The sequence below is a fragment of the Nocardioides pymetrozini genome, from assembly GCF_046058985.1.
In the GTDB taxonomy this organism is placed as follows: domain Bacteria; phylum Actinomycetota; class Actinomycetes; order Propionibacteriales; family Nocardioidaceae; genus Nocardioides.
The window spans coordinates 1043774-1067983 of record NZ_CP175556.1; the positions used below are offsets into that span (position 1 = coordinate 1043774).

A 24210-nucleotide genomic window follows, 5' to 3' on the forward strand; every position below is an offset into this window, starting at 1 on the left:
GTTGAGCAGCACGATGAGCGACGGACGGCGCCGGGCCAGGGACCTCGGGATCACGATCGGGTCGCACCCCGTGGGCGCGGCCAACGCGATCACGGACGTGCCCGGGGTTCTCGTCGGCCAGGTCACCCTGCAGCGGGAGGATCCCGCTGTGCACACGGGCGTCACCGTGGTCCTCCCGCACCGCGACATCTGGACCGAGCCGGTGTTCGCCGGCGCCCACCGCCTCAACGGCAGCGGCGAGATGACCGGCCTGGAGTGGGTGCGCGAGTCCGGCGAGCTCACGACCGCCATCGGGCTCACCAACACGCACAGCGTCGGCGTCGTGCGCGACGCCCTGGTCCAGGAGCAGGTCCGGGTCCGCGGGGACGGCGCCTACTGGTCGCTGCCCGTCGTGGCGGAGACCTACGACGGCCTGCTCAGCGACATCAACGGCCATCACGTCCGCGCGGAGCACGTCCGCGCAGCGCTGGCGGCCGCGGCTCCGGGCCGGGTCGCCGAGGGGAACGTCGGCGGTGGTACGGGGATGATCTGCCACGAGCTCAAGGGCGGCATCGGCACGTCGTCACGCACCACCGCGGCGGGCCCCGAGACCTGGACCGTCGGCGTCCTGGTCCAGGCCAACTACGGACGCCGGGACCGGCTGCGGGTCGACGGGGTCCCCGTGGGCGAGCGGATCGGGCCGGACGTCGTCCCGCTCCCGGACCTCCCCGACGGCTACGAGGCCGGGTCCGGGTCGATCGTCGTCGTGGTCGCCACGGACGCGCCGCTGCTGCCGCACCAGTGCACCCGGCTGGCCCAGCGCGCCGCGCTCGCCGTCGGTCGCATGGGCGGCACCGGCGAGCAGTACAGCGGCGACCTCATGATCGCCTTCTCGACGGCCAACCGCGGGCTGCCGCCGTACTCCTGGGACGAGGACGCCGGTGTCCCGCGGGCCGATCTCGCCGTCCGGATGGCGGTCCCGCAGCTCATGACTCGTCTCTTCGACCTCGTGGTCGAGGCGACCGAGGAGGCGATCGTCAACGCGCTGGTGGCTGCGACGACCGTCACGGGACGGCGTGGTCTCACGGTCCACGCCCTGGATCACGACCTACTGCGACAGGCCATGTCGCCGCACCGAGGAGAGCGTTCATGAAGGAAGAGTCCATCGCGGCACCGCCGCGGCACCTGACGGGCCGGCTCGGCCCGGTGGCGATCGCCTTCATGGTGGTCGCCGCCGCGGCGCCCCTGACCGTCATCGGCGGGAACATGCCCCTGGCCATGGGCCTGGGCAACGGAGCGGGGGCACCGGTCGGCTTCGTCGTCGCCTCGGTCGTGATGCTGCTGTTCAGCGTCGGCTTCATCGCGATGACGCCCCACGTGCCCGAGGCGGGGGCCTTCTTCGCCTATGTCACCCGAGGACTCGGCCGACGGCCCGGCACCGGCATCGCGGCCGTGGCGCTGATCGCGTACACCGCGATCCAGGTCGGCATCTACGGCTACATCGGCTGGGCGATCGACGACACCGTCCGCCACTACGGCGGGCCCGGCGCCCCCTGGTATCTCTACGCCTTCGCCGTGCTCCTCGTCGTCGCGGTCCTCGGCTACCGCCACATCGACCTCAGCGCCCGGGTCCTCGGCGTCGCGCTCGTCCTGGAGATCGGCGTCGTCCTCCTGCTCGACCTGGTGGTCCTCGGCCACGACCCCGGTCCGTCGGCGGTCAGCATGACCTCCTTCGCGCCGGCTACCTTCCTCGCCGGATCCCTGGGCGTGGCCGTGCTCTTCGCCCTGACCGGCTTCATCGGCTTCGAGGCCACCGCGGTGTTCCGCGACGAGGCGCGGGACCCGCAGCGCACCATCCCCCGCGCGACGTACGCCGCCGTCCTCATCATCGGCGGTTTCTACGCGCTCACGACCTGGGTCTTCGTGGTCGCCGTCGGCCCCGACCAGGTGTCCGCGGTCGCGCAGCGGACGCTCGACGGAGAGGGCAACATGCTCCTCGACGTCACCGGCGAGGCGCTCGGCTCGGCGGGGCGCGACGTGGTCAACGTGCTGCTGCTCAGCAGCCTCTTCGCCTGCGTCCTGTCCTTCCACAACGTGATCGCGCGCTACCAGTTCGTGCTGGGTGGCCGCGGGCTGCTGCCGGCCCGGCTGGCGACGGTCCACGACCGGCACCGCTCCCCGTCGGCGTCGTCACTCGTGCAGAGCCTGACCGCGGCCCTCATCGTGGGGGTGCTCGCCCTGGCCGGGGTGGACCCGCTGGTCGGCGTGTTCGGCTCGATGGCGGGCGTCGCGACGGTCGGCATGGTGATCTTGATGCTGACGACCTCGCTCGCCGTCCTGGCGTTCTTCGCTCGCCACCCCGGCCTGCGCCGCGGGCGCACCTGGCAGACCCGGGTCGCGCCGGCCCTGGCCAGCGTCGGGCTGGTCGCCTCGGGCTGGCTGGTGCTGTCGAACTTCACCCTGGTGACCGGCGGCAGCGCGGCGCTCAGCGCCGTCCTGGCCACGATCCCGGTTGCGGGGCTGGTCCTCGGGTACCTGGCGGGGGGCCGCCGGCCCTCGGCGCTGCCCGCGGACTGAGGCCGCGTCCGGGAGCCGCCCTACGATGGGTCCATGGCTCTCGCCGTGCTCGACTGCGCCCACTTCGCGGCGGGGGAGTGCCGGTCCTGCACCTGGCTGGGACGGGCCTACGACGACCAGGTGGCCGCCAAGGAGGCGTCGGCGCGAGCGCTCGTCGACGCACCCGGCATGCGCTGGCTCCCGCCCGTCACGAGCCCGCCGGCCGGCTTCCGCAACAAGGCCAAGATGGTCGTCGCCGGGACCGCCGCGACCCCCACCCTCGGCATCCTCGGCCCGGACGGCGCCGGGGTCGACCTGCGCGACTGCGCGCTGCACACGCCGGGGATCGTGGCGGCGCTGCCGGTGCTCGCCGAGCTCGTCCGGCGCGCCGACCTGACGCCGTACGACGTGGCGTCGGCGTCCCCGGTGCGCCAGCGGGGCGAGCTCAAGCACCTGCTGGTGACCGAGTCGCCGGACGGCGAGCTGATGGTCCGCCTGGTGGTGCGCTCCACGGCCATCGAGGCGCGGGTGCGCAAGCACCTGCCGTGGCTGCGCGCGAGCCTGCCCGCCGTGCGCGTGGTGACCCTCAACGTGCAGCCCGAGCACCGCGCCGTCCTCGAGGGCGACCGCGAGGTCGTGCTGACCGACGACGACACGCTGCCGATGAGGCTCGGCGCCGTGGCCCTGCACCTGCGTCCGCGCAGCTTCTTCCAGACCAACACGCCGGTTGCCACCGCCCTCTACGCCGAGGCCGCGCAGTGGGTCGCGGCGATCGGGCCGCGCCGCGTCGTCGACCTCTACTGCGGAGTCGGCGGGTTCGCCCTGCATCTGGTTGCTCCGGGACGTCGGGTCTCCGGCATCGAGATCAGCGCCGACGCGGTCGCCAGCGCCGAGCGCTCACGTGCCGAGGCCGGCCTCCCCAGCGCCGCGGTCGACTTCGTCGCCGGCGACGCGACCGCGCCCGAGCACGCCGGCCTCCTCGCGGAGGCCGACCTGGTTGTGGTGAACCCGCCCCGCCGCGGTCTCGGCACCGACCTGGCGCGCCGCCTCGAGGAAACCGGGGCGGCCCACCTGCTCTACTCCAGCTGCAACCCGGAGACGCTGGCGCGCGACCTGGCCGACCTGGTGTCGTACCGGCCGGTGCGGGGGCGGCTGTTCGACATGTTCCCGCAGACCGGGCACGCCGAGGTGCTGGTCCTCCTCGAGCGGACGGCTCAGCGCAGCGAGTAGGTCGCCAGCGAGACGCCGACGTAGTGGGCGACGAACGCGGCGATGGTGAAGCCGTGGAAGATCTCGTGGAAGCCGAAGACCCGGGGCGAGGGGTCGGGCCACTTGAAGCCGTAGACGAGGCCGCCCATCGTGTAGAGCGCTCCGCCCACCGCGATGAGCACGAAGACGGCGATCCCGATGCCGAGGCCGAGCGCGGTCGCGCCCTCGAAGAAGGCGGGGATGAAGAAGATCGCCGCCCAGCCGAGCGCGATGTAGATCGGCGCCGAGAGCCAGCGCGGCGCGCCGGGCCAGAAGAGCTTGAACGCGATGCCGAGCAGCGCGCCGGTCCACACCGTCGCGAGCATCACGACGCGGGAGGTGCCCTCGAGCAGAATCAGCGCGAAGGGCGTGTAGGAGCCGGCGATGAACAAGAAGATGTTCGAGTGGTCGAACCGGTTGAGGATCGTCCAGACCTTCGGCGACCAGGTACCGCGGTGGTAGAGCGCGGAGGTGCCGAAGAGCAGCAGCGCGGAGCCGGCGTACAGGGCCGACCCGACCCGGGTGGTCGCGGTCGGCGAGAGGCAGATGAGGACGATGCCGGCGGCCAGGACGAGTGGGGTCGACACGAGGTGGATCCAGCCACGGAGCTTCGGCTTGATCTCCGCGACCTTGTCGCTGATCTGCTCCCCGAGGTCGTCCAGCCGAGCGCGGACCTTGTCGTTCGCGTGGTGGAGGGCCTGGTTCATGCCGGAAGGGTACCCACGACACCGTGACGCAACGACGGCCGGACGAGCGTGATCTCACGCTCATCCGGCCGCCGTCGTCGAGCCGTCCGTTGAGGACGCTCGCTCAGTGCGTGTGCGGGGGTACGACGCCGCCCTCCGACGGCTGCACGATCACGAAGCCCTGGCCCTGGAAGGCGACCTGGAAGGCCTCGCCGGAGCCGCGCCCGATGAGCGCGCCGGCGGTGAACGTCGACCGGATCGAGGTCTGCAGGTGGGTGGACCAGGCGACCAGCGCGTTCGCGTCGGCGAAGGTCGGCGCCTCGCCCGGGTTGAGCACGACCGGGTCGCCGTCGGTGGTGATCGCGACCCACCCGGTGCCGCGCAGGGTGGTGTTGAACAGCCCGCCGGCGGCGATGCTGCCGCCCTTGACCCGCTCGACGTTCCAGTCCAGCGACGCGGAGAACGCGAGCACGTTCTGTCCGTTGACCGACAGGCCGCTGTTGTTGAGGTGCAGGATGTGCACCTCGTGCGCGGCGTCGGCGAGGAAGACGTCGCCCTGACCCTCGACGCGCATCAGCGAGAGACCCTCGCCGGTGAAGGCCTTCTTGAGGAACTTGGCCGCCCCGCCGCCCTGGAAGGCGAAGTTGACGTTGCCCTGGTAGGCGACCATCGCGCCCTGCTTGGCCATGAACGGCTCGTTGATCCGCACCCGCAGCAGGCGCTTGTTCTGCAGGCTCGCCCCGGCGCCGCTGATCTCACTGAAGCGGCCGTCGATCAGCTCGCCGCTGATGCCGGCGAAGGCGTCGGACGGGACCGCCTGGGCGCCGTACGCCGCAGCCGGCGGCTGGCCCGCCGGCGGCTGGCCGGCGGGGAAGGGCTGGGCCTGCGGGGCCGCCTGGTACGGCTGGGCCGGCTGGTAGGGCTGGGCCGGTGCCTGCGTCGAGCTCGGCTCCTCGGCCCGCGGCGCCACGGCGGTGGCCGCGTCGAAGGAGAAGGACTCCTCGGCCGGCTGCTCCTGACCGGCGTCGCCCGCGGTGCCGTCGGAGTCGGTGGAGTCGGTGGAGTCGGCGGAGTCGTTCGCGGCGGAGTCCGCGGAGGGGTCGGCCGTGGGGTAGAGCGGCGAGGTCGACTGGACGCCCTGGTCGGACACGTGGTCGGTCCACTGGGACCCGTCCCAGTAGCGGAGCTCGTGGCGGCCGGTCGGGTCCGGGTGCCAGGCGGCAGCAGTCATCGGTGGTCCTTACTCTCGGGGGATCTCAGGTCCGCTCGACCCCGGGGGCGGCGGGTGTGCCGCCCATCGTGTCAGTCGGGTGGATGCGCCGGAAGCCCGCCCGGACTCATCTAGGATCGAGATGTGGCGGACTGGAAGCGCGGTGTGCGCAGGGTGCTCTACCCGGCGTACGAGGCGCGCATGCTTCGCCGGATGCCCGGCAACCTCCCCAAGCACATCGGGGTGATGCTCGACGGCAACCGGCGGTGGGCGCGCGCGGTCGGCCGCGACACCGCGCACGGCCACCGCGCCGGGGCGGCGAACATCGAGCCGCTGCTGGGCTGGTGCGACGAGGTCGGCATCGAGGTGGTCACCCTGTGGCTGCTCTCCACCGACAACCTCAACCGGCCCGCCGCGGAGCTCGAGCCGCTCCTGGAGATCATCGGCGACGCCGTCGACTCGCTGGCCGACCAGCGCCGCTGGCGGCTGCACCCGGTGGGCGCCCTCGACCTGCTCCCCGACGCGGCGGCGAAGCGGCTGAAGGCGGCGGCCGAGGCGACCGCCGACGTCGACGGGATGATCGTCAACGTCGCCGTCGCGTACGGCGGGCGCCGCGAGATCGCCGACGCCGTCCGGTCGCTGCTGACCGAGCACGCCGCGCTGGGCACCCCGCTCGAGGTGCTCGCCCAGCAGATCGACATCGAGCACATCGAGGAGCACCTCTACACCAAGGGCCAGCCCGACCCGGACCTGGTCATCCGCACCTCCGGCGAGCAGCGGCTGGGCGGCTTCCTGCTCTGGCAGAGCGCCAAGTCGGAGTTCTACTTCTGCGAGGCCTACTGGCCCGACTTCCGCCGCGTCGACTTCCTGCGCGCGATCCGGGCCTACGCCCAGCGCGAGCGCCGCTTCGGCGCCTGAGCGGGTCGCCGGTCCGGCCGCGGGTGCCCTGGGTCACAGGGGTAGCGTCACCGCCGTGAGCACCCCGACCCGCCTGTTCCGCACCGTCGCGTTCGCCGAGGCCGTCACCTGGACCGGCCTGCTGGTCGGCATGTTCCTCAAGTACGGCACCGAGACCACCGAGCTCGGCGTCCGCGTCTTCGGGATGCTCCACGGCGTCGTGTTCGTCGCCTACGTCGTGACCACCGTCGTGGTCTGGGTGGACCGGCGCTGGTCGGCCGGGCGCGGCCTGCTCGCACTGGTGGCCGCGGTGCCGCCGCTGGCCACCCTGCCGCTGGAGTGGTGGGCGGTCCGCAAGGGCTGGCTGGGCGAGGAGTGGCGGCTCCCGGCCGGCGCCACCCGCTCTGTGCCCGACCGTGCCGTCGGCTGGCTGCTGACGAACCCGGTGCGTGGTCTGGGCGTCGGCCTGGTTGCCGTCGCCGCGCTGACCGGCCTGGCCCTGGTCGTGGGTCCGCCGACCTCCTGAGCGATCCCGATCAGCGGGAGCACGCCGCCCGCCGCGTCGTACCGCCGTGAGGCTCGGCCCATGAGCGACCTCGACTGGACCCTGTCCGTGGGGATGGTGCCGACCGGCGACCTCCCCGAGCTGGCCCGCGTGGCCGAGGCGGAGGGCTGGGACGCGATCAGCCTCCCCGACTCGGTCTTCTTCCCGGAGCACGTCTCGGCCGACTATCCCTACTCGGGCGACGGCAAGCGGATGTGGGCGCCCGAGACCGAGATGCCGGACCCCCTCGTGACCATCGCCGCGCTGGCCGCGGTCACCGAGCGGATCCGGTTCCGGGTCTCGGTCCTCAAGCTGCCGATCCGCGAGCCGCTGCTGCTGGCCAAGCAGCTCGCGACGCTCGCCGTCCTCACCGGCGAGCGGCTCGAGCTGGGCGTCGGCCTGTCCTGGATGCCCGAGGAGTTCCGGTTCACCGGCACCGAGATGCGCACCCGCGGCGCGCGCACCGACGAGGCGATCGCGATCCTGCGGGCGATCTGCCCCGGCGGTGGGCCGCAGTGGGCCGAGTTCCACGGCCGGCACTACGACTTCGACCGGCTGATCGTCGCCCCGGCGCCGCAGCGGCCGCTGCCCATCCTGGTCGGCGGGCACACCGAGCCCGCTCTGCGCCGGGCGGCTCGCCTCGGCGACGGCTGGATCTCGGCGAACCTCCCCGCCGCCGACCTGCCACCCGTCATCGCCCGGCTCGAGGAGCTGCGGGCCGAGGAGGGGAGGGCCGACGGACCGTTCTCGGTCTGCGTCTCACCCGTCGGCGTCGCCGACGCCGCCGGGTTCGACCAGCTCGCCGCGTCCGGAGCCACCGACGTGTGGCTGAACCCCTGGCGCTTCCGCGGTCACCCGCAGCCGGGCCGGGAGACCCGGCTCGACTGCGTCCGCGGCTTCGCGGCCGACTTCATCCGACGCTGAGCGTCTCGGCCCGCGTGTCCGGCTCGGTCTCCTCGCCCAGGTAGGCCCGCCGGACCGCGGGGTCGGCGCGGACCTCGGCCGGCGTCCCCTCGGCGATCCGGTGTCCGAAGTCGAGGACGACGACCCGGTCGGCGTTCTCGAGGACCAGCGCCACGTCGTGCTCGATGAGCAGGATGCCCATGCCCCACTCGTCGGCGAGGCGCCGGACGAGCCGGCCGAGCTCGGCGCTCTCGGTCTCGTCCAGTCCGGCCGCGGGCTCGTCGAGCATGAGCACCGAGGGGCTGCTGGCGACCGCGCGGGCGATGGCGACCAGCCGGCGCTGACCGTAGGAGAGGTCCTCGGCGCGCAGGTCGAGCATGGGCTCGAGCCCGAGCTCCTCGACCGCGGCGGCGACCGTCGCCGGCATCCGGGAGCGACCCGGGTGGACGAGATCGGTCAGGTAGGCCAGGCGGTCGCGCCGGTCGGCGGCCGCGAGGAGGTTCTCCCGGACGGTGAGGTCGTCGAAGAGCTCGAGCGACTGGAAGGAGCGGGACAGGCCCGCCCGCGCGCGGCGGTACGGCGCCCAGCGGGTCACATCCCGTCCGTCCCAGGTGATCGTGCCGGAGCTGACCCGGTTGTTGCCGCTGATGCAGTCGATCAATGTCGTCTTCCCGGCGCCGTTGGGTCCCAGCAGCCCGACGACCTGGCCCGGGGCCACGCTCAGGGACACCTCGTCGAGGGCGACGAATCCGCCGAAGCGCTGGGTGAGGTCGCTGACCTCGAGCCGGCGCGGCGGCACGCCGGACCGTACGCCGCCGTGCCCGGTCGCCGGCAGGCGTCGGCTCCGTTCGGGACGCAGCCCGGGGATGCGGGCACGCAGACGGCGGGTCGACGCCTCGACCGACTCCGCGACGCCGTGCTGGCTCGCGATGAGGGTGACGATGAGCAGCACCGCCGAGGCGAGCGGCAGGTAGGACTGCCAGGTCAGGCCGTCCTGGACCGCGGTGGTCGCGGCGGGGCCGTGCGACCCGAGCAGCGTGATGAGCCCGCCGGGCGCGGAGATCGCGCCGATGAAGGGACCGGCGAGATAGCCCGTGCCGCCGATGACGACGAGAACCAGGACGGAGATCGACGCACCGGGCTGGAAGAGCTGCGGGTAGAGGATCGTCGCGTAGCTGAAGCCGAGCAGCACGCCGCCGAGGCCCGCGAGCCCGGCGGAGAGGGTGAAGGCGTAGAGCTTCGCCTCGAACACGTTGACGCCGATCGCCGCCGCGGCCCGCTCGTTGGTGCGGACGGCGAGCAGGCGCCGGCCGCTGCGCCCGCGCCGCACGTTGGCGACCACGAGCGCGGCCAGGACGACGGCGACGAGGCAGACCAGCGCGTAGTTGCGGGCGTGCCCGATCGGCTCGATGTCGAGGCCGAGCAGCCGGACCTCGCCCGGTCGCACCCCTTCGGTGTAGTCGCTGTTGCTGAACACGATCTGGTGCACGGCGAAGCCCAGGCCGAAGGTGACCACCGCCAGGTTGACGCCGCGGGTGCGCAGCGCGGGGAGGCCGAACAGCAGGCCGACCGCCATCGCCACCAGCACCCCGCCCACCAAGGCCAGCTCGAAGGGCCAGCCGTGGAAGACCGCGAACCGGCCGGCGGCGAACGCGCCGATGCCCGCCAGGGCGAACTGGGCGATGGAGAGCTGTCCGGCATAGCCGGTGAGCAGGACGATCGAGAGGCCGATGAGCGCGAAGGTGGCGCTGATGATCGTCGGCGCGTACCAGTCCGCGGAGGCGCCGAGCCCGACCCACAGCAGCGCACTGCCCGCCAGCAGCACGACCAGGCCGGGCCGGACCCGCCCGGTGCCGACGCGGGGGAGGCGGTCGGTGAGGGTGCCGCGCAGCGGGAGGCCGCGGCCGCGCACCACGAGGACCACGATGATCGCGAGGAACGGCACGGCGTCCGAGACGCCCGTCTGGTCGGTCCAGTGGCGCGTCGCGGACTGCGCCGCGCCGAGGAGGAGGCCGCCCAGGACGGCGAGCGGGTACGAGCGGAAGCCGCCGAGCAGCGCCGTCGCCAGCGCGCCGATGATGAGGACGCCGAAGGGCGTGGGTGAGACGAAGCTGAAGGTGGTCGACGGGAAGAGTCCGCCGGCCAGTGCGGCGAGTCCGCCGCCGATCGCCCACGTGATGCTCGCCAGCAGGTCCGGTGCCCAGCCCAGCGCGGCGGCTCCCCGCGGGTTCTCCGCCGCCGCCGAGATCGCGTGGCCGACCCGGGTGCGGGTGCCGGCCACGGTGAGCAGCAGCGCGGCGGCCGCGGCGATGCCGGCCAGCCAGAAGGCGTACTGGCCGACGACGACGTCCCCGGTCACCGTGACCGCCTCGTTCGGCAGGGGTGAGGCGGACTGCAGCTGCTGGGCGCCGTACTTCAGCTGTACCGCCTCGGTCAGCAGGGTGAGCACGCCCAGGGTCGCGATCACCCGGGCCAGCGGGCTGGCGTGGCGGAGCGGTCGCAGGACCAGGTGATGGGTGAGGACGCCGAGCAGTGCGGTTGCCAGGACGGCGATCCCGAGCGCGACGCCCAGCCCCAGGTCGCGCACGGTCTGCAGCTCGTAGGTGAGATAGGCGCCCACGAGGGCGAAGCCCGCGTGCGCGAAGTTGATGACGCCGGAGCCGCGGTAGATCACCACGAGTCCGAGGCCCAGGAGGGCGTAGATGCCGCCCGTGCCGAGGCCGAGCAGGGCGTAGCGGAGGAGCTCGGTCATGAGGGGTTCTCGCTCAGGTAGGTGGCGGCGATGCGCTCGGCGTCGTCGCGGAGTTCGGCTGCGGGGCCCGAGAGGACGATGCGGCCGCGCCGCATCACGTGCACGTGGTCGGCCACCGCCAGGGCCTGGCGGACGTGCTGCTCGACCAGGACGACGGCGACGCCGGAGTCCGCCGCCTGCCGTACGGCGGCCAGCAGGCGCTCCACGACGAGCGGGGCCAGGCCCAGGGAGAGCTCGTCGGCGAGCAGCACCCGCGGCTCGGCGGCGAGGATCCGCCCGAGCGCGAGCATCTGCTGCTGCCCGCCGGAGAGCAGGCCGACCTTCTTGGACAGGTGCGGCTCGAGCTCGGGGAAGAGCTCGAGGGCCCTCTCCGGCCGGCCCCGGCCGATCCGCAGGTTCTGCCAGCCGGTCAGCTGCATGAAGACGCAGCGCTCCTCGGTGAGGAAGCCCAGGCCGGCACGGGCCCGTTGGTGCAGGCGCCGCCGGCGCGCGTCGCCGAGGAAGGCCACCGAGCCCGCGATCGGGGTCAGCTCGCCCGCGAGGGAGAGCAGGGTCGTGGTCTTCCCCGCTCCGTTCGCGCCCAGCAGGGCGACGATCTCCCCGGCACGGACCGACAGGTCGATGCCGTGCACGGCCGGCGTCCCGGCGTAGCCCGCCGTGAGGCCGGTGGCCTCCAGCGCCTGCACCATCGCGGTCACCCGGCGGGCGTGAGGGTGGCGGCGAGGTCGACGTAGTCACCGTCCTGGGTGAGCTCGCCGTCCTCGATGGCGTGGAACACGACCTGGTGGTTGAACACCCTGTTCAGCCCTGGCGCCGGGAACTCCCGGGTGAAGTCCAGGTCGGGGGTGAAGTCCTTGCCGTCGACGGCGCTCGCCGCGTCGAAGGCCGCCTTGACGCCGGCCGCGGACACGTCCTCGCTGCCCTCGAGGACGGTGGCGAGCAGCTGGTAGCCGACCCAGGTGCTCTGGTACGACATGTACGACCAGCCGCCGTTCTCCTCGTCGGTCATCGGGCCGACGGCCTTCCGGGCGTCGTCCCAGACGTCGTCGCCGGCCGGCGGGAACGGCGAGAGGGTGATCGCGCTGTCGAGCGCCCCACCGGCCTGGGCGATCGCCGAGTCGGTCAGCGTGCCGGGGAAGGCGTAGTACTTCGTCTCGCTGCCGAGGCTCGCGCCGGCGGCGGCGACGCCGGCGAGCGGACCCGACGGGATCGACATGATCGCGCAGTCGTGCTCGCTGATCTCCTGCGCGATGCTGCTGAAGTCGGTCGTCGTCGGCGGCACCTTGATGATGGTCCCCGGCGCGTGGCCCTGGCTGGCCAGGCCGACGTCGCCGAGGCGCTCGACGGCCTCGGTGGCGGGCGTGTCGTACATGACGTTGGCGACGCTGTCGCAACCGTCCTCGGCGGCTCGGGCGCCCAGGCCGGCTTGGGCGATGACGCCCGGCACGATCGGGTAGCTGTAGGCGCTGGACAGCTCGGCGGCGCTGATGACCGGCGGTGCGATCCAGGGGATGCCGGCCTTCTCCAGGATCGGGACGAGGGTGTCGCCGTTGGCGCTGAACCCCCCGACGACGGCGGAGACGCCCTCGTCGACCGCCTGGCGGGCGCACGCGGCCGCCTTGTTCGGGTCGGCGCCCTCGTTGCACGTGACGACCTGCAGCTCGTGGCCGTCGATGCCGCCGGCATTGTTGATGGCGACCATCGCGCCCTCGGCCACGTCCAGGGCGGCCTTGAAGTTGATGGTCTCGGTGTCGTAGGGCGTGAACGTCATGACCTTGATCGGGTCACCCGAGAAGGTGACGTCGGCGTTCTGGGTGGGCTTGTCGAAGCCGTCGGCCTCCTCGTCCCCACCGCCGCAGGCGGTGAGGCTGACGAGCAGGACGGAGGTGGCCGCGAGGCCGCCGAGGCGGCGACGGGTGGTCTGGTCGGTCATGGCGCGGAAGGTAGGAGCGGGAGCGCTCGCCAAATGTGACCTGTCCCACTCAGTGCGACAGGTCACATCCCGGGGGAACCGGCGGGCGTCGCGGCCCGTCGGAGGGGCATGACCGCCCTGGCCCGTCGTACCGCCCTCCAGCTCGCCCTCGCCGCTCTCGGCACCGGCCTCCTCGCGGCCTGCGCCGACGACGCCGGCGGCGGGCGCAGGCACGGCGGATCTCCGCCGGTGGACCCCGACGACATCGAGCTGGTCGCCTCCGACGTACGCCGTGCGGCGGGCGACCCGAGCCTGGTCGGCGCCGTCGTCGGCGGGCTCGACCGGCTCGCGGGCGGCCTGTACGGCGAGCTCGCCCCGAGCGACGGCAACCTGGTGCTCTCGCCGTACTCGGTGCTGGTGGCGCTGGGCATGACGCTGACGGGTGCCGCCGGCACGACGGCGGAGGAGATGCGCGACGTGCTCGGCGTCGGCGCGCTCGGCGAGCGCTGGCACCGCGGCGTCAATGCGCTGACCGCCCACGTGGAGGGGCTCGCCGGCAGGCAGGAGCGCACCGACGGCTCGCAGGTGGAGCTGATGCTGGCGAGCGCCAACCAGCTGTTCGGGCAGCGGGAGACCGGGTGGTCGGCGGACTTCCTCGACCTGCTGGCCAAGGAGTACGGCGCGCCGATGCGGGCCGTCGACTTCGTCGGGGCGACCAAGAGGTCCCGGGAGCTGGTCAACGCGTGGGTCGAGGAGCAGACCCGCGACCGGATCGTCGACCTCGTTCCCGAGGGTGCGCTCGACGTGCTGACCCGGCTGGTGCTGGTGAACGCGATCTACCTCGAGGCGCCCTGGGAGCAGCCGTTCGAGAAGGAGCTGACCGCGCGCGGCCCGTTCCGTCGGGCCGACGGCTCGGAGGTCGAGGTCGACCTGATGCGCAGGCCCGATCTCAGCGCAGGTCTGGTGACCGGTGAGGGCTGGCGGGCCGCGGTGCTGCCGTACGCCGGCCAGCGGCTCGCGATGACCGTGGTGCTGCCCGACGACGGGGCCTTCGGGCGCGTCGAGGCCGGCCTCACCCGGGACGGCTTCGCGGCCGTGCTCGGCCCGGCCACGCCGACCGCCCTCGACCTGACGATGCCGAGGTGGAGCTTCCGCACCGCAGCGCCGCTCAAGGACGTGCTGAAGGCGCTGGGCATGCCCACCGCGTTCACCGAGGGCGCGGCCGACTTCACGCCGATGACCGACGAGGACCTCGACCTGCTCATCGACGAGGTGCTGCACCAGGGCTTCATCGCCGTCGACGAGGACGGCACCGAGGCGGCCGCGGCGACCGCGGTGGTCATGCGCGTCGAGAGCGCCGTCGTCACCGAGGAGCTCGTGCTCGACCGTCCCTTCCTCTTCGTCATCCACGACGTCGAGCACCGCACGCCTCTCTTCGTCGGCCGGGTGAGCGACCCCAGCCAGGGCGTCGGGTAGCCCAGGGCGGGACGGCGGCGAGCCGTCCTCCACCGTTCCCGTCCCGTTCACCGGCTCCACGCCGGCTGGTCGCGGACCCCCGTCAACGTTCGGGAGGCCGCGCCTCTCCGCGCTGCCACGAGACCGGCCTTCTCGGGTGGCCTCGACCTAGGACGACGTGTGACCAGCCTGCCCCTCGTTGATCCGGGCGCGCCCGAGGCGCGGCCGCGCCGGATCTCCCGCCGAGCCACCGGCGCCGACGCGGTCTTCGTGAACGCCTCAGGCGCGGTCGGCGCCTCCGTGCTCGTGATCACCGGAGGCGTGGGCCTCTTCCTCGGCTGGCAGGCCTACCCGACCCTGCGGCGCTACGGCTGGCGCTTCTTCACCGAGTCCCAGTGGCAGCCCGAGGCCGACGTCCTCGGCATCGCCGCGGTGCTGGTGGGCACGGTCCAGATCGCCGTGGTCGCCATGGTCATCGCCTTCCCCCTGGCGCTCCTCACGGCCCTGTACATCGCCGAGTACGCCCCGGCCCGACTGCGCGGCACGCTCGTGTCCCTGGTCGACCTGATGGCAGCGGTCCCGTCGATCGTCTACGGGCTGTGGGGCTTCTTCCTGGTCATGCCGCACGCCGCCGAGCTCGCCACCTTCCTGCAGCGTCATCTCGGCTGGATCCCCGTCTTCGACGTGCGGGACACCGACCCCGACGCGGCGATCTGGGACGCCAGCCGCTACACCGCCAGCGCCTTCTGCGCCGGCATCGCGGTGGCGATGATGGTGCTGCCGATGGCGTGCGCGGTGATGCGCCAGGTCTTCAGCCAGACCCCGCCCGGCGAGAAGGAGGCGGCCCTCGCGCTCGGCGCGACGCGCTGGGGGATGATCCGCACCGTGGTGCTGCCCTTCGGCCGCGGCGGCATCATCGGCGGGACGATGCTCGCCCTCGGTCGGGCGCTCGGCGAGACGATCGCCGTGCTCCTGATCATCTCGCCGGCGTTCGACCTGAAGGTGCGCCCGCTCGAGATCGGCACGAACAGCGTCAGCGCCCTCATCGCCGGCCGCTTCGGCGACGCCAGCGCGAGCCAGCTCTCCGCGCTGCTCGCGGCAGGCTTCGTGCTCTTCGTCATCACCCTCGGCGTCAACACGCTGGCTGCCGTGGTCGTCAGCCGCAGCCGCTCGGGCGCCGGGGCGGAGGCCTGAGATGACCACCTCCACCGCCACGGGCATCCAGCAGCGCGGCACGACCGTGCTGCCGTCGTACGACGAGGACGCGCCGCCGCCGCTGCCGCGACCCGCGCTCGGCCGGCCGAGCCTCGACGAACGGTTCGTCCGCTGGGGCGCGTGGGCCTCGGCGCTCGGGATGGCATGGCTGGTCACCCAGCGGCTGCTGCCGATGCCCGGCCCGGCCTGGTTCCTCATCACGTGGTTCGTGCTCGGGCTCGTGGTGACCGCCGTCCTCTCCGCCCTGACGCTGCCCCTGGTGGAGGTGCGCGACCGGGTGGTCGCGGCCGTCGTCACCGGCGGCGCCCTCGTCGTGGGGGCCGCGCTGGTCAGCACCCTGGTGTTCATCGTGCTGCGGGGCTGGCGCCCCCTGCTGCACGGCAACTTCTTCGTCGACGACATGGCCGGCGTCGGACCCAAGGACCCGTTCGACATGGGCGGCATCGCCCACGCCACGGTCGGCTCGGTCATCGAGATCGGCATCGCGCTGGCGATCGTGCTCCCGCTCGGCATCGGCACCGCGATCTTCATGACCGAGGTCGGGGGCCGGTTCGCCGTGCTCGTCCGCACGATCGTCGAGGCGATGACCGCGCTGCCGTCCGTCGTCGCCGGGCTCTTCGTCTACACCACCGTGATCGTGGTGGCCGGCTGGCCGCGCTCGGGCCTGGCGGCCGCGCTCGCCCTGGCCGTGATGATGCTGCCGATCGTGGCCCGTGCCGCCGACGTGGTCCTGAGGGTGGTGCCCGGCAACCTGCGCGAGGCCAGCCTGGCGCTGGGCGCGAGCCGGTGGCGCACGGTGTGGCATGTCGTCCTGCCGACCGCCCGGCCCGGTCTCGCGACCGCGGTGATCCTGGGCGTCGCGCGCGGCGTGGGGGAGACCTCGCCGGTGCTGCTGACGTCGGGGGCGGCCGCGTTCATGGTCGTCGGGCCGACCGACGGGGTCATGAACTCCCTGCCGCTCTACATCTACACGACCGTCCGCAGCGGTGAGCCCCAGGCGATCACCCGCGCCTTCGCCGCCGCGACGGTGCTGCTCGGCCTCGTCCTGCTCCTGTTCGTCCTCGCGCGCCTGGTGGCGCGGCCGAAGCGGCCGACCCGGACGAAGCGGACGAAGAGCACGAAGAGGACCAGACCGACGACGGCTGTCGCGCCCGCGACCCGCACCGTGAAGGAGAACCCGTGAAGCGCCGAGGACGCGCCCTGACCTCCGCCCTGCTGGCCCTGGTGTGCGGCGTCAGCCTGCCCCTGGCCGCGTTCGGCGCGGTGCCCTACGCACAGATCGAGGGGACCGGATCGACCTGGTCGGAGCTGATCGTCCAGCAGTGGATCGCCGACGTGAACGCCAACGGCATGAAGGTCGTCTACACCGGCGGCGGCTCCACCAAGGGACGCAAGGACTTCGCCAACAACAGCGTCGACTTCGCGATCTCCGAGATTCCCTACCAGGGCACCGACGAGCAGGGCCAGTCCGACACCAGCCAGGGGCGCGAGTTCTCGTACCTGCCGATCGTGGCCGGCGGCACCGCGTTCACCTACCAGCTCAAGGTGGGCAACCAGCAGGTCAAGAACCTGCGGCTCTCGGGCGAGACCCTCGCGAAGATCTTCACCAACCAGATCACCAGCTGGGACGACAAGGCCATCGCCAAGGACAACAACGGCCGGAAGTTCCCCGCCGTGCCGATCATCCCCGTCGTGCGCTCCGACGGATCGGGGACGACGGCGCAGTTCACGACCTGGATGGACAAGCAGCACCCGGACATCTGGCGCCCCTACTTCGGGCGGTCGGGCCTGACGTCGTACTACCCGAAGAAGTCCGGGTCGCGGATGGTGAGCCAGGCCGGCTCGGACCAGGTCATGAACACGATCAAGGGCTTCTCCGGGAACGGGATGATCGGCTACGTCGAGTACTCCTACGCGATCAACGCCGACTACCCCGTGGTCAAGGTGAAGAACGCGGCCGGCTACTTCGTCGAGCCGACGCAGTACAACACCGCCGTCGCGCTCACCCAGGCCAAGATCAACATGGACACCACGTCCCAGCTGTACCTGACCCAGAACCTCGACGGGGTGTACACGCACAAGGACCCGCGGTCGTACCCGATCTCGTCGTACTCCTACATGATCCTGCCGACCGGCGCGGGCGACCGCCGGATGTCCACCGCCAAGCGGCAGACGCTCGCGGACTTCATGTACTACTCGTTGTGCACCGGCCAGACGAAGGCCGGCGCCTACGGCTACTCCTCGCTGCCGCTCAACCTGGTCCAGGCCGGCTTCGACCAGATCGCGAAGCTGAAGGCCGCCGACCCGGCCGTCGAGCTCACCGACCGCGACGTCAAGAGCTGCAACAACCCGACCTTCGACGGCAAGGACCTCAACCGCAACCTGCTCGCGGAGAAGGCGCCCAAGCCGCCGGAGTGCGACAAGGAGGGCGCCGGCCCGTGCGGCTACGACACGGGCACGGGCGAGCCGGCGACGGAGGACACCGCGGCCGCGCCCGGGGGCGCCGTCGCCGCGCCGCCGCCGGCCGCGGTCGACCCGGTCACCGGGCAGGACGTGCCGGTGGCCGCTCCGGTCGCGGGGGACGCGACGCAGGCGGTCTACGCCTCACCCGACACGCTCTCGGCGCAGCGGGACGGCGACCGCCGCCCCTTCGGCTGGCTCGTCGTCGTCGAGCTGCTCGCCCTGGTGCTCCTGCCCGGGCTGCTCGCCGCGACCCTGCGGCGCCGGCTCGCCGCCCGCGGGACGCTGCGATGAGGCGCGGCCTCCGGCTCGGGCTGGTCGCACTGGTCGTCGCGGCGAGCGCCAGCACCGGCCTGACCCCGCCGGCGACGGCGGACCGGGCGCAGCCGGTGACGCCGCGGGCGACGGCGCCCGGCGACGCCTGGAGCCAGACCAAGGCGATGGAGCGCGAGCTGGTCGCGGCCGACGGCTCGTCGACCGCCATCTCCGACCCCGCCACCGGCGGTCCGTGGCGGGTCACCGTGAGCGCCGACCACACCGCCAACCTGCGCGGGCGCGAGCGGGTCGGCATCACCTGGACCGGGGCCCAGCCCAGCGGCGGACGGGCGAACGACCCGTTCGGACCCGGCGGGCTCAACCAGGAGTACCCGGTCGTCATCCTCCAGTGCCGCGGCACCGGCGACGACGTACGGCCCGAGACCTGCTGGACCTCCTCCTTCGGCCAGCGCTCGCAGGTCTCCAAGTCGGCCAGCGACGCGACCTGGACCGAGGACCTGTACGCGCTGGCCTCCGCGACCGAGCAGGTCACCAGCAGCGCCGGCGAGGTGCCCGGTGCCGACCGGTGCCCGACCGTCGACCGCACCGGCCTGCTCTACACGCGGCTGGTCCCCTTCGTCAGCGCCAAGGGGCAGGTCTTCCCGGCGTGCGACGAGAAGACCATGCCCCCGGAGGCCGCCGCGGACGCGGCCCTGCCCGCGAACGAGATCGCCGCCTTCACCGACGCCGACGGCAAGGGCTCCGTCCAGTTCGAGATCCGCACCGACGTCGAGAACGAGTCGCTGGGGTGCAGCAAGACGGTCGCGTGCTCGATCGTCGTCATCCCCATCGTCGGGATCAGCTGCGAGGCCGCGTCGTCGGAGCTGGAGCGAGACCTCACCGTCGCGGAGAAGTCCTGCCGCCGCACCGGACAGTTCGCTCCGGGATCGAGCAACAGCACGGGCGCCGGTGTCGACCAGGCCGTGTCGCCGGCGCTGTGGTGGGCCCAGTCCAACTGGCGCAACCGCTTCGTGATCCCGGTGACCTTCGGCGACCCGCCGGACACCTGCGACATCCTCGACCCGCGGGCCCCGACGGGCTTCTACGGCTCGGAGCTGATGGCGCAGGCCGCGCTGCAGTGGGCCCCGGCGTACTGCCTGAACAAGAAGCGCTTCAAGTTCCAGCACAACCAGATGCCCGACAAGGCGGGCTTCTCGCTCATGGCGTCGGGCGGGGGAGCGGCGGCACTGGTCTCGTCGGAGTACGAGAGCCCCGGCGACCCGGTCGGCTACGCGCCGGTGGCGCTCACCGGGTTCGGCATCGGCTACATCATCGACCGGCCGGGCAACGCGGGGGAGTACACCACCCTGCGCCTCAACGCGCGCCTGCTGGCCAAGCTGCTGACCCAGTCCTACACGGGCTCCAGCTTCGGTGCGGGACATCCCGGGATGGAGCAGAACCCCTGGGCGATCATGAAGGACCCGGAGTTCATCGGGCTCAACCCGGGTCTGTCGCAGGAGGCCCAGGAGGCCGGAGCCACGCTGCTCTCCCTGTCCAACTCCTCCGACGTGATCCGCCGGGTCACCGAGTACATCGCGCGCGACAAGGCGGCGATGGACTTCGTCAAGGGCAAGCCGGATCCGTGGGGGATGCGGGTGAACCCGTCGTACAGGAAGGTCAAGCTGCCGCGCGACGAGTGGCCGCTGCTCGACACCTACGTGCCGCAGGGTGGCACGGACTGCCGCGCCAAGAACCCCCTGACATACTTGAGCGCCGTCGCCGCGCCGGTCTCGACGATGCGCAAGATCGCCGAGGCGCTGCTCGACTCCTGGCCGAACGTGCAGACCCGCTGCGACACCGACCTCAGCGTGAGCCCACCGGTCTACAAGGTGGGCCGCACCGAGCGCCAGCACTACGGCGAGCGGTTCATGCTCGGCATCGTCAGCCTCGGCGACGCCCAGCGCTACGGCCTGCGCACCGCCGGCCTGGAGACCCGTTCCGGCCGCTACGTCACGCCCACCGCGGCGTCGCTCACGGCTGCCGTCGAGCTCGCGGAGGCCAAGGGCAAGCGCACGCCCTACGAGCTCGACATGGCGAGGATCCGCAAGGCCGGCGACGCCTATCCCGGGACGATGCTCGTCTACGCCGCGGCACGCCTGCGCAACCTGCCCGAGGAGGACGCGGCGAAGGTCGCCCAGTTCATCCGGATCGCGACCAGCGAGGGCCAGCGCCCCGGCAGCGGCAACGGGCAGCTGCCCGGAGGCTTCGTGCCGATCCGGGACGCGGGCGCCACGCGGAGGCTCTTCGACCGGGCACAGGCCGTCGCCCGGGCCATCGAGAGGCAGCGCGTGCCCGCGTCACCGGCCGAGGGAGGCGGGGCGACCGTGACCCCCGGCGCCGCGGCGGCCGTGCCGGCCGGTGAGCCGGCCGCCGGCGGGCCGGCGGCGGGGCCCGCCGGGGCCGGCGCCGTGGCGATGCCGCCCACCGAGGCGGTCTCCTCCCAGCTCAGTGGCCGCCTGCTGCCGCTGCTCATCCTGCTGGCCTTCGCCGCCTCCCTGGTCACGGCGGTCTCCCGCGTGGTCACGATGCGGAGCCGTCGGTGACCGCCCTCGACGAGCCGCAGGTGCGCCCGGACGAGACGCCCGCCCCGCGTCGGCTGTCTCGGCTGCGACGGCGCCCGCCGCAGCGGCGCGCCCCGCGCCCGCCGCGCGCACCCGGGCCGGCCGCCCCGCCGACGCGGGCGGAGACGACCGGCTCGCTGGTCAGCGCCGCGGGCACGATGGTGGCGATCGTGGCCGCCTGGATGGCGCTGCAGCTGCTGGTGCTCGGCGGGGTCTCCCAAGAGCGCAGCCAGTCGCTGCTGTACGCCGAGCTCCGCGCGCAGCTCGCCGCCGCGACGGCACCGGTCGGACCGGTCACGGAGCCCGGCGCCCCGGTGGCCCTGCTCGAGATCCCCCGTCTCGGACTGCAGCAGGTGGTCGTCGAGGGCACCGCATCGGGCGACCTGCTCGCCGGTCCGGGCCACCTGCGCAACACGGTGCTGCCGGGCCAGGCCGGCACGTCCGTCGTGTTCGGCCGCGCCGCGACCTACGGGGCGCCCTTCGCCGACCTCGCCGAGCTCGAGCCGGGGGACCGGATCGAGGTGACCGTCGGCCAGGGACGCGCGGTGTTCACCGTGCAGGCCCTGCGCCGGACCGGCGACCCGCTGCCCCAGCCGCTGGCTGCCGGGCGCTCGCGGCTGACGCTGGTGACCGCGGAGGGAGCGGGACGGCTGCGGGCGATCGCCCCGGGCGACGTCCTGTCCGTCGACGCCGAGGCGGACTCGGCGTTCCCCGCACCGCCCGGCCTGCCACGGACGGTGCCCGAGTCGGAGGAGCCGATGGGCCTCGACACAGGGGTGCTGCCCCTGCTGGCTCTCGACCTCGCGCTGCTCCTGGCGTTGACGCTCGGGGTCATCGCCGCCCGTCAGCGATGGTCGCTGGTGCACGTGTGGGTGGTCGCGGCCCCCCTCGCGATCGCCCTGGCGTGGGCAACGACCGACGGAGTGATGCGGCTCCTGCCCAACCTGACCTGAACGCGCCGCCGTCGGCGGCGTCTCCCCGTGGCTGCGCCCGCAGCCGCACGCCTCTCACAGAAAGTCGAGCAACGCAATGTCCGTACGCAAGACCCTCACGGCCACCTTCGCGGCCGCGGTCGCCACGTCGGCGGTGACGCTGGTCGCCTCTCCGGCGCACGCCGCCTACAACCCCCAGCCCGAGGACAGCAAGGCGACCCCGGTCGCCGCCGACCTGATCGGGGTGGGCTCCGACACGACCATGCTGGCCCTCCACAAGGCGGCCCTGCTCTGGAACGGCGGGGCGAGGACGAGCCACGGCCAGTCCAACGACGTCGCGACCTTCAGCGCTCTCGGGGGCGGCGAGGTCAACCTTCCCACGAACGGCGCCCAGGCCCGGCCGAACGGCTCCAGCGCCGGCAAGGCGGCCCTGCTGAACGGCGCGCAGTACAGCGACCTCGACTTCGCCCGGTCGTCCGACCGGATCGGCGGGACGGGCAAGGAGGCCGAGGGCGAGGCGCTCGAGGGCATCCCCTTCGCTCTCGACACCGTCGTCTCGGCGGTCTCCAACAGCACGCCGTCCCACGCCCCCGCGTCGTTGACCAAGGCCCAGCTCAAGTCGATCTACCTGTGCGAGGCGGGCGCCACGGACTGGTCCAGCTTCGGCGGCAGCGCCGGCACGATCAAGCCGCTGGTGCCCCAGAGCGGCTCGGGCACGGAGAAGTTCTTCAAGTCCCAGCTCGGCATCGCCAGCTACGGCTCCTGCGTCAAGGACTACGTCGACGCCAACGGCAACGGCACCAAGGACGCGGGCGAGAGCAGCGTCCAGGAGCACGACGACGCCGCGGTCAAGGCCGACGCGAACGCCATCGTCCCGATCTCGCAGGGCCGCGCCGCGCTCCTTTCGGGCAACACCGTCCGCCTCCTGACCGGCGAGCTCGCGTTCAAGCGCGCGGTCTACAACGCGGTCCGCGCCACCGACATCAGCAAGCCCGAGATCCAGGCCTTCTTCGGCGAGAACGGCTTCCTGTGCTCCGCGGCCGCCGCGGGGGCGATCGCTGCCGGCGGCCTGACCCAGCTCGCCACCCCGGCGAACGGCGGCGTGTGCGGCACGGCCGCCGACACCACGAGCAACTTCACGACCAACGAGGTCGTCGCCAGCACCACGACCCTGACCGGGACCAGCGTGGCCGCCGGCGTGCAGCTCGTCGCCAAGGTCTCCGGCTCGTCGCAGCCGAGCGGCTCGGTCTCGTTCTACGAGGGTGCGACGCTGCTGAAGACCAGCCCGGTCGTGTCCGGCCAGGCGACCTTCGTGGTCCCGAGCCCGACGCCCGGAGCGCACACCTACAAGGCCGTGTTCACGCCGAACAACGCGAAGTTCCTGGGCTCCGAGGCCACCGTCTCGGTGAGCTACGCCCCGCCGGCTGCCGGCCCCTCGCCGGCCCTCGTCGCCGCGCAGGCGCAGCTCGACGCGGCGAAGGCCAAGGTCGCGACGCTGAAGAAGAAGATCAAGAAGGCGACCGGCGCGAAGAAGGTCAAGCTCAAGAAGAAGCTGAAGAAGGCCAAGCAGGCCGTCGCCGCCGCCACCGCCGCGGTCGCCGCGGCGTCCTGACGCCTCGCTCGACGGCTCCGCACCACGCAGCACCGGTGCCGGGCGGCCTGCGCGCCGCCCGGCACCGCGCTCCGACAGGAAGAACCACCATGGACCTCAACGCCGACCACACGACCGTCATCCCGGCGGTCGGCGCCGACGTACCCCGGCTCGACCCCGCCGTCCCCGTCGACGCCCCCGACCCGGCGGGCCTGGCCCAGCTCGAGGCCCGGGACATCACCGCATGGTTCGGCGACCACAAGGTGCTCGACCGGGTCTCCCTCACCATGCCGGCCGGGGGAGTGACCGCCCTGATCGGTCCCTCCGGCTGCGGGAAGTCCACCTTCCTGCGCATCCTCAACCGGATGCACGAGCTGGTCCCCTCGGCCCAGCTGGCCGGTGAGGTACTCCTCGACGGCGAGGACATCTACGACCCCGGCAAGCGCCTCATCGACGCCCGCCGTGCCATCGGGATGGTCTTCCAGAAGCCCAACCCGTTCCCGGCGATGTCGATCCGGGAGAACGTCCTCGCCGGGCTCAAGCTCACCGGCACCCGGATGCGCAAGAGCGACAAGGACGACCTCGTCGAGTCCTGCCTGGTCAAGGGGGGGCTGTGGAACGAGGTCAAGGACCGTCTCGACGCGCCGGGCGGCGGCCTGTCCGGGGGCCAGCAGCAGCGGCTGTGCATCGCCCGGTCCCTCGCGATCCGGCCGCGCGTGCTGCTCATGGACGAGCCCTGCTCGGCACTCGACCCGACCTCGACGCGGGTGATCGAGGAGACCATGCTCGAGCTCGCCCGCGAGGTCACCATCGTGATCGTCACCCACAACATGCAGCAGGCCGCGCGCGTGTCCGACCAGTGCGCGTTCTTCCTCGCCGCCCAGGGACAGCCGGGCGTGATCGTCGAGCACGGCGACACCCCGGCCATGTTCCAGAGCCCGCAGGACCCGCGGACCTACGACTACGTCAACGGACGGTTCGGCTGAGCCGACCC

The 24210-nt window shown here is 72.9% G+C and carries 19 protein-coding genes; 14 read left to right on the forward strand and 5 right to left on the reverse strand.

The window, feature by feature from the left end:
* Positions 1-13 precede the first annotated feature (13 nt).
* Genes ACJ5H2_RS05055 through ACJ5H2_RS05065 form a run of 3 tightly spaced genes read left to right on the forward strand, consistent with a single transcriptional unit; the run spans position 14 to position 3765 of the window.
* Positions 14-1132 carry a P1 family peptidase gene (locus ACJ5H2_RS05055; RefSeq protein ID WP_408898480.1) on the forward strand — a complete coding sequence of 373 codons (1119 nt, stop codon included), beginning with the start codon at positions 14-16 and terminating at the stop codon, positions 1130-1132.
* Positions 1129-2556, forward strand: a complete 1428-nt coding sequence (locus ACJ5H2_RS05060) for an APC family permease (protein WP_408898481.1) — start codon at positions 1129-1131, stop codon at positions 2554-2556. The genes ACJ5H2_RS05055 and ACJ5H2_RS05060 overlap by 4 nt, the downstream gene beginning before the upstream one ends.
* 33 nt (positions 2557-2589) lie before the next feature.
* Positions 2590-3765 (forward strand): methyltransferase domain-containing protein, encoded by a 1176-nt coding sequence (locus ACJ5H2_RS05065; protein ID WP_408898482.1) that lies wholly within the window; start codon positions 2590-2592, stop codon positions 3763-3765.
* On the opposite strand, the gene trhA is transcribed toward ACJ5H2_RS05065, so the two are convergent.
* Positions 3750-4490: a PAQR family membrane homeostasis protein TrhA gene (trhA, locus tag ACJ5H2_RS05070; RefSeq protein WP_408898483.1), complete on the reverse strand. Its 741-nt coding sequence runs from the start codon at positions 4488-4490 to the stop codon at positions 3750-3752. The genes ACJ5H2_RS05065 and trhA overlap by 16 nt on opposite strands.
* Positions 4491-4593: 103 nt before the next feature.
* Positions 4594-5700 carry an AIM24 family protein gene (locus ACJ5H2_RS05075; RefSeq protein WP_408898484.1) on the reverse strand — a complete coding sequence of 369 codons (1107 nt, stop codon included), beginning with the start codon at positions 5698-5700 and terminating at the stop codon, positions 4594-4596.
* 123 nt (positions 5701-5823) lie between these two features.
* Here ACJ5H2_RS05075 and ACJ5H2_RS05080 point away from each other — a divergent pair, with 123 nt between their 5' ends.
* The 3 genes from ACJ5H2_RS05080 to ACJ5H2_RS05090 are packed head-to-tail and all read left to right on the forward strand — an operon-like array spanning position 5824 to position 8044.
* The gene (locus tag ACJ5H2_RS05080; protein ID WP_408898485.1) at positions 5824-6597 is read left to right on the forward strand and encodes an isoprenyl transferase; all 774 of its coding nucleotides are present in this window, start codon (positions 5824-5826) and stop codon (positions 6595-6597) included.
* A gap of 55 nt (positions 6598-6652) precedes the next feature.
* Positions 6653-7102 carry a DUF3817 domain-containing protein gene (locus ACJ5H2_RS05085; RefSeq protein WP_408898486.1) on the forward strand — a complete coding sequence of 150 codons (450 nt, stop codon included), beginning with the start codon at positions 6653-6655 and terminating at the stop codon, positions 7100-7102.
* Positions 7103-7162: 60 nt separating this feature from the next.
* A complete protein-coding gene (locus tag ACJ5H2_RS05090) occupies positions 7163-8044 on the forward strand; it encodes a TIGR03619 family F420-dependent LLM class oxidoreductase (protein WP_408898487.1) in 882 nt (293 codons plus the stop codon).
* Here ACJ5H2_RS05090 and ACJ5H2_RS05095 read toward each other — a convergent pair.
* From ACJ5H2_RS05095 to ACJ5H2_RS05105, 3 genes are read right to left on the reverse strand one after another with little or no spacing between them, the layout of a single operon-like run.
* The gene (locus ACJ5H2_RS05095; protein WP_408898488.1) at positions 8031-10775 is read right to left on the reverse strand and encodes an ABC transporter permease subunit; all 2745 of its coding nucleotides are present in this window, start codon (positions 10773-10775) and stop codon (positions 8031-8033) included. The two genes, ACJ5H2_RS05090 and ACJ5H2_RS05095, sit on opposite strands and share 14 nt — an antisense overlap.
* Complete coding sequence (locus ACJ5H2_RS05100; protein ID WP_408899587.1) at positions 10772-11464, reverse strand: ABC transporter ATP-binding protein; 693 nt, start codon at positions 11462-11464, stop codon at positions 10772-10774. Before ACJ5H2_RS05100 ends, ACJ5H2_RS05095 begins: the two co-directional genes overlap by 4 nt.
* A 5-nt stretch (positions 11465-11469) precedes the next feature.
* The gene (locus tag ACJ5H2_RS05105; protein WP_408898489.1) at positions 11470-12708 is read right to left on the reverse strand and encodes an ABC transporter substrate-binding protein; all 1239 of its coding nucleotides are present in this window, start codon (positions 12706-12708) and stop codon (positions 11470-11472) included.
* A gap of 108 nt (positions 12709-12816) precedes the next feature.
* Here ACJ5H2_RS05105 and ACJ5H2_RS05110 point away from each other — a divergent pair, with 108 nt between their 5' ends.
* From ACJ5H2_RS05110 to ACJ5H2_RS05145, 8 genes are all read left to right on the forward strand, one after another.
* A complete protein-coding gene (locus ACJ5H2_RS05110) occupies positions 12817-14163 on the forward strand; it encodes a serpin family protein (RefSeq protein ID WP_408898490.1) in 1347 nt (448 codons plus the stop codon).
* 159 nt (positions 14164-14322) lie between these two features.
* Positions 14323-15336 carry a phosphate ABC transporter permease subunit PstC gene (gene pstC, locus ACJ5H2_RS05115; RefSeq protein WP_408898491.1) on the forward strand — a complete coding sequence of 338 codons (1014 nt, stop codon included), beginning with the start codon at positions 14323-14325 and terminating at the stop codon, positions 15334-15336.
* 1 nt (position 15337) lies between these two features.
* The gene (pstA, locus tag ACJ5H2_RS05120) at positions 15338-16540 is read left to right on the forward strand and encodes a phosphate ABC transporter permease PstA (RefSeq protein ID WP_408898492.1); all 1203 of its coding nucleotides are present in this window, start codon (positions 15338-15340) and stop codon (positions 16538-16540) included.
* The gene (locus ACJ5H2_RS05125; protein ID WP_408898493.1) at positions 16537-18111 is read left to right on the forward strand and encodes a substrate-binding domain-containing protein; all 1575 of its coding nucleotides are present in this window, start codon (positions 16537-16539) and stop codon (positions 18109-18111) included. The genes pstA and ACJ5H2_RS05125 overlap by 4 nt, the downstream gene beginning before the upstream one ends.
* On the forward strand, positions 18108-20675 hold the full coding sequence (locus ACJ5H2_RS05130) for a hypothetical protein (RefSeq protein WP_408898494.1): 2568 nt from the start codon (positions 18108-18110) through the stop codon (positions 20673-20675). The genes ACJ5H2_RS05125 and ACJ5H2_RS05130 overlap by 4 nt, the downstream gene beginning before the upstream one ends.
* Complete coding sequence (locus tag ACJ5H2_RS05135) at positions 20672-21646, forward strand: sortase (protein ID WP_408898495.1); 975 nt, start codon at positions 20672-20674, stop codon at positions 21644-21646. Before ACJ5H2_RS05130 ends, ACJ5H2_RS05135 begins: the two co-directional genes overlap by 4 nt.
* A 76-nt stretch (positions 21647-21722) precedes the next feature.
* Positions 21723-23237: a substrate-binding domain-containing protein gene (locus ACJ5H2_RS05140; RefSeq protein WP_408898496.1), complete on the forward strand. Its 1515-nt coding sequence runs from the start codon at positions 21723-21725 to the stop codon at positions 23235-23237.
* A gap of 89 nt (positions 23238-23326) precedes the next feature.
* Entirely contained in the window at positions 23327-24202 is an 876-nt protein-coding gene (locus tag ACJ5H2_RS05145; protein WP_408898497.1) for a phosphate ABC transporter ATP-binding protein, read from the forward strand.
* Positions 24203-24210: the final 8 nt, after the last annotated feature.